Consider the following 4,405-nt stretch of genomic DNA (forward strand, 5'->3'; position numbering starts at 1 on the left):
TCACCGCTGCGCCCTCCGGCGCGCGGGCGGGGGCGCCACCGCGATGGAGCGGGCGCGCGGCCCGGAGACCTCGATGGTGACCGTCACCGCGCCGCGCGGGAGGGCGTCGCCCGCGCGCTCGGCCCACTCGATCGCGAGGATGCCGCCGCGCGCCGCGTAGTCGTCGAGGCCCAGCTCCGCGACCTCCTCGGCGCCCGAGAGGCGGTAGAGGTCCGCGTGAAAGAGCGGTACGGGCCCGGCGTGCTCGTGGACCAGGGTGAACGTCGGGCTTACCACCTCGCGGGCGGGCAGCCCGAGGCCGGCGGCCAGCCCCTTGACGAAGGCGGTCTTGCCCGCGCCGAGGGGGCCGACGAGCGCGAGCACCGTCCCCGGCGCGAAGGTGCGCGCCAGGCGGCCGGCGACGGCCGCGGTCGCCTCAGGGGACGAGGAGCGATAGCGTCGCGTGCGCGCTGTCATGGCAGATCTCCGCGGCCCGGCGTGCCGCAGCCGGGATGCGGTCGGCGACCTCGGATGCGAGCAGGCCCCAGGGCCCGGTGGCGGCGGCCGCCAGGTCGCCGGCGAGGCCGTGCAGGTGCACGCCCAGGAGCGCGGCCGGCAGCGGCGGGATGCCGCGCGCCAGGTGCGCGGCGATGAGGCCGGCGAGGACGTCGCCCATCCCCGGGGCGGCCATGGCGGGGTTGCCCGTGGGATTGACCCACGCCGTGCCGCCGGGATCGGCGACCACGGTGCGGGCGCCCTTGAGGACGACGACCGCCCCGTACCGGGCGGCGCAGCGCCGGGCGGCCTCCACGCGGTCGGCCTGGACCGTCGCCGCGGTGACGCCCAGAAGCCGGGCGGCCTCGCCGGGATGGGGAGTGAGGATCGCGGGACCGGCCTGCCAGGATGGCCTGGCGGGCGGGGCGGCCAGTGCGTGCAGCGCGTCGGCGTCGAGGAGCAGCGGCAGCGCAGCGCGGTCGGCCAGCGCGCGCACGAGGCGGGTGGTCTCGGGCGAGCGCGAGAGCCCGGGGCCGGCGGCGAGCGCCTGCACGCCGCCGAGGCGCTCGCGGAGCACGTCGTCCGCGACCGGGCCGGCGATGCCGAGGCCACCGTCGGGGAGCGGCAGGAGCATCGCCTCCGGCAGTCCCGGCAGCACCGGCGGTGCGACCGAGGCCGGAAGCGCGACCGTGACGAGGCCGGCGCCGCCACGCAGCGCGCCGCGGGCGGCGAGCACCGCCGCGCCGAGCATCCCGCGCGAGCCGGCGAGGATGAGGGCGTGGCCGCAGGTGCCCTTGTGCGCCTGCGGGTCCCGCGGCGCCAGGTGCGGCGCGAGGTCGGCGGGCGTCACCAGGTTGAGCTGGCCGGAGACGAGGTCGCCGGTCCCCGGCGGAAAGCCGATGTCGCCGCACCAGATCCTGCCGGCGAGCGCCGCGGCGGGGAACTCGACGAGGGCGCGCTTGGGATAGCCGAACGTCACCGTGGCCGCGGCGTGGACGGCGTCCCCGACGATGCGCGGATCGTCCGCCGCCAGGCCCGACGGGAGATCGACGGCCAGGACGGGACGCGCGAGGCGGTTGACGAGGCGGATCGCCGCGGCCACGACCCCCCGCGCGGGAGGGGCGAAACCGGTGCCGAGGAGCGCATCCACGAGGAGGTCGGCCTCCTGCGCCCGCTGGCCGAGCGCCTCGAGGGCGGCATCGTCGGCGCAGGATGCGCACGGGACCCTGGCGCGCACCGCCGCCTCGAGCGCCGCGCGGGCGTCGCCTCGCAGGTCCGCGGGGGCGCCGGCAAGCACGGCGAGCGTCTGTGCGCCGGCCTCCTGCAGCAGGCGCGCCGCCACGAACCCGTCGCCGCCGTTGTTGCCGCGGCCGCAGAACAGGACGATCCGGCGGCCGGCGACGCCTCCGAGCAGCGCCGCGGCCGCCTCCGCGACGCGGCGTCCAGCCGCCTCCATGAGCGTCGCCACGGGCACGCCCCAGCGCTGGGCCGCGTCGCGGTCGACGGCGGCCATCTCGGGGGCGCTGGCGATCTTCACGGAGCGGCGCCTGTCCCTAGGCCCGCACGAGGAGACAGACGGCCTGCGCGGCGATGCCCTCGCGGCGGCCCACGAACCCGAGGCCCTCGACCGTGGTCGCCTTGAGGCCCACGTTCGCCGCAGGGATGCCGAGCGTCGCGGCGATGCCGGCGCGCATCGCCGCGGCGTGCGGCGCGATGCGGGGGGCTTCGGCGAGCACGACGGCGTCGACCTGGAGGGGCTTCCAGCCCGCCCCCGCCACCAGTGCGGCGGTGCGGCGGAGCAGCTCCATGCTGGAGATGCCGCGGTACGCGGGGTCGCTGTCCGGGAAGTGCAGGCCGATGTCGCCGAGGGCGGCGGCGCCCAGGAGCGCGTCGCACACGGCGTGCAGCAGCACGTCGGCGTCGGAGTGGCCGGCGAGCCCCGCCACGTGCGGTATCTCCACCCCGCCGAGGACGAGCCGGCGGCCGTCCGCGAAGGGGTGGACGTCGAAGCCGAGGCCGACCCGCAGGCCGGGGTCGGCGCTCACGCCCGCCTCCGCGCCGCGGGGCCGGCGCCCACCAGCGCCCGCGCGAGGGCGAGGTCCTCGCGCGTCGTGATCTTGAAGTTCAGGCGCGAGCCCGGCACCACGCGCACGGGGTGCCCGAGCGCCTCGACGAGCGCCGCGTCGTCGGTGGCCTCCACGCCGGCCTCCCGCGCCCTGGCGTGCGCCTCGCGCAGCAGCCCGACGTGGAAAGCCTGCGGCGTCTGGGCGAGCCAGAGCGACCGCCGGTCCTCCGTCCCGTCGAGGAAGAGGTCGGGGGTCACCCGCTTGACGGTGTCCTGCACCGGTATGGCGGCGAGCGCGGCGCCGTGCCGGCGCGCCGCGGCGAGCACCCGGGAGGCGAGCGCCGCGGTCACGAACGGGCGCGCGCCGTCGTGGATGAGGACGAACTCCACGTCGTCGGGGAGCGCGCGGAGGCCCGCGGCCACCGAGTCCTGCCGCTCGCGACCGCCGGCGACCGCCGGCCTGCAGGAGCCCCAACGGTGGCGGGCGAGGACCCGGGAGGCGAAGGCCGCGACGTGGGTCCGCGGCAGCACCGGCTGGATCAGGGCGAGGCCGCGGCAGCCGGCGAGCGCCGCCAGCGTCCGCGCCAGAAGCGGCATGCCGCCGAGGTCGATGAACGTCTTCGGGGTGGCAAAGCCGATGCGCGAGCCCCGGCCCGCCGCAGGTACGACCGCGGCCGCTCTCATGGCTGGATCATAGCCCCGCCGCGCGGGGGGCGTCAATCGCGTCCGCCAGGGCCCCGCGGCGCCCGCGTTCGGTCTAAGTGTCCATTCCGTCACGTGATTTGTGTTGGACGGCCGGCGGGGATGGGCTACAATGCGTCGGCAGGCGGGAGGGCTCGCATGGCGCGCACGGCGGTGGAGATCGCGGAGACCGACTTCGTTGCCGTCCGCGACCTCATCTCCCGCAGGTCCGGACTCTACTTCCCCGACAGCAAGCGGGCTGAGCTGCTCGCGACGGTCGGCGCGCGGGCCGCGGCGCTGGGATGGCCCGATGCGATCGCCGAGTATGTCGGGTTCCTGGAGCGCGGCGAGGAGGGCGGATCGGAGCTGCGCTGCCTCGTCTCGCGGCTGACCGTCGGGGAGACCTACTTCTTCCGCAACCGCGGTCAGTTCGACCTGCTGCGCGAGCGCCTTCTCCCCGATCTCATCCGCGCGCGACGCGACGGCTGGCGGCGGCTGCGGCTGTGGAGCGCCGGCTGCTCCAGCGGCGAGGAGCCCTACTCGCTCGCGATGGTGCTGCTCGAACTGCTGCCGGACATCGCGGACTGGGACGTCCACCTCCTGGCGACCGACATCAACGAGGAGGCGCTCGCCGCCGCCCGCGCGGGGCGGTACCGGGCCTGGTCGTTCCGCGACGTCGAGGAGCGCTACCGACAGCGCTTCTTCACGGCCGAGGGCGGCGTCTGGCGCATCCGGCCGGAGGTGCAGCGGCTGGTGACCTTCCGCCCGTTGAACCTCGCCGACGACGCCTTCCCGTCGCCGGCCACGGGGACCGATTCCCTGGACCTGATCCTTTGCCGCAACGTCATGATCTACTTCCGGCCCGAGCTCTGCCGGGAGATCACCCGGCGCTTCCACGCCTGTCTCGAGGAGCGCGGTGCGCTCATCGTCGGGCACTCCGAGCACAGCGACCTGATCGACCCGGCATTCGCGCGCGTGTTCCACGGGCGCACGGTCCTCTACTGCAGGCACGGCGCGTCGCCGGGACTCGCCAAGGCGCTCGCGATCCGCTTCCGCGGCGCGGGTGCCGCGCCGGAGGGGGCGGTCACCGCCGCGGCGCCGGCGCGCCGCGGCGGCGTGCAGCGGCCGCCCGAGACCGCGGAGACGGTGCTCTTCGAGGAGGGGGTCGCGCTGGCGGCGCAGCGG

Annotated in this window: 5 protein-coding genes; 1 reads left to right on the plus strand and 4 read right to left on the minus strand. The window is 76.8% G+C overall.

Going from position 1 to position 4,405, the window contains the following annotated elements; all coding sequences use genetic code 11:
* The 4 genes from tsaE to ispD are packed head-to-tail and all read right to left on the minus strand — an operon-like array spanning position 1 to position 3,223.
* The gene (gene tsaE / locus VI078_15985) at positions 1 to 456 is read right to left on the minus strand and encodes a tRNA (adenosine(37)-N6)-threonylcarbamoyltransferase complex ATPase subunit type 1 TsaE (GenBank protein ID HEY6000787.1); all 456 of its coding nucleotides are present in this window, start codon (positions 454 to 456) and stop codon (positions 1 to 3) included.
* Positions 416 to 2,011: an NAD(P)H-hydrate dehydratase gene (locus tag VI078_15990; protein HEY6000788.1), complete on the minus strand. Its 1,596-nt coding sequence runs from the start codon at positions 2,009 to 2,011 to the stop codon at positions 416 to 418. Before VI078_15990 ends, tsaE begins: the two co-directional genes overlap by 41 nt.
* Positions 2,012 to 2,027: 16 nt before the next feature.
* Complete coding sequence (gene ispF / locus VI078_15995) at positions 2,028 to 2,519, minus strand: 2-C-methyl-D-erythritol 2,4-cyclodiphosphate synthase (GenBank protein HEY6000789.1); 492 nt, start codon at positions 2,517 to 2,519, stop codon at positions 2,028 to 2,030.
* Complete coding sequence (gene ispD, locus VI078_16000) at positions 2,516 to 3,223, minus strand: 2-C-methyl-D-erythritol 4-phosphate cytidylyltransferase (GenBank protein ID HEY6000790.1); 708 nt, start codon at positions 3,221 to 3,223, stop codon at positions 2,516 to 2,518. The genes ispF and ispD overlap by 4 nt, the downstream gene beginning before the upstream one ends.
* Positions 3,224 to 3,379: 156 nt before the next feature.
* On the opposite strand from ispD, the gene VI078_16005 reads away from it, so the two are divergent.
* On the plus strand, positions 3,380 to 4,405 hold a 1,026-nt coding region (locus VI078_16005; protein HEY6000791.1), incomplete at its 3' end, for a protein-glutamate O-methyltransferase CheR.

It is taken from the genome of bacterium, assembly GCA_036524115.1.
Classification (GTDB): domain Bacteria; phylum JAUVQV01; class JAUVQV01; order JAUVQV01; family DATDCY01; genus DATDCY01.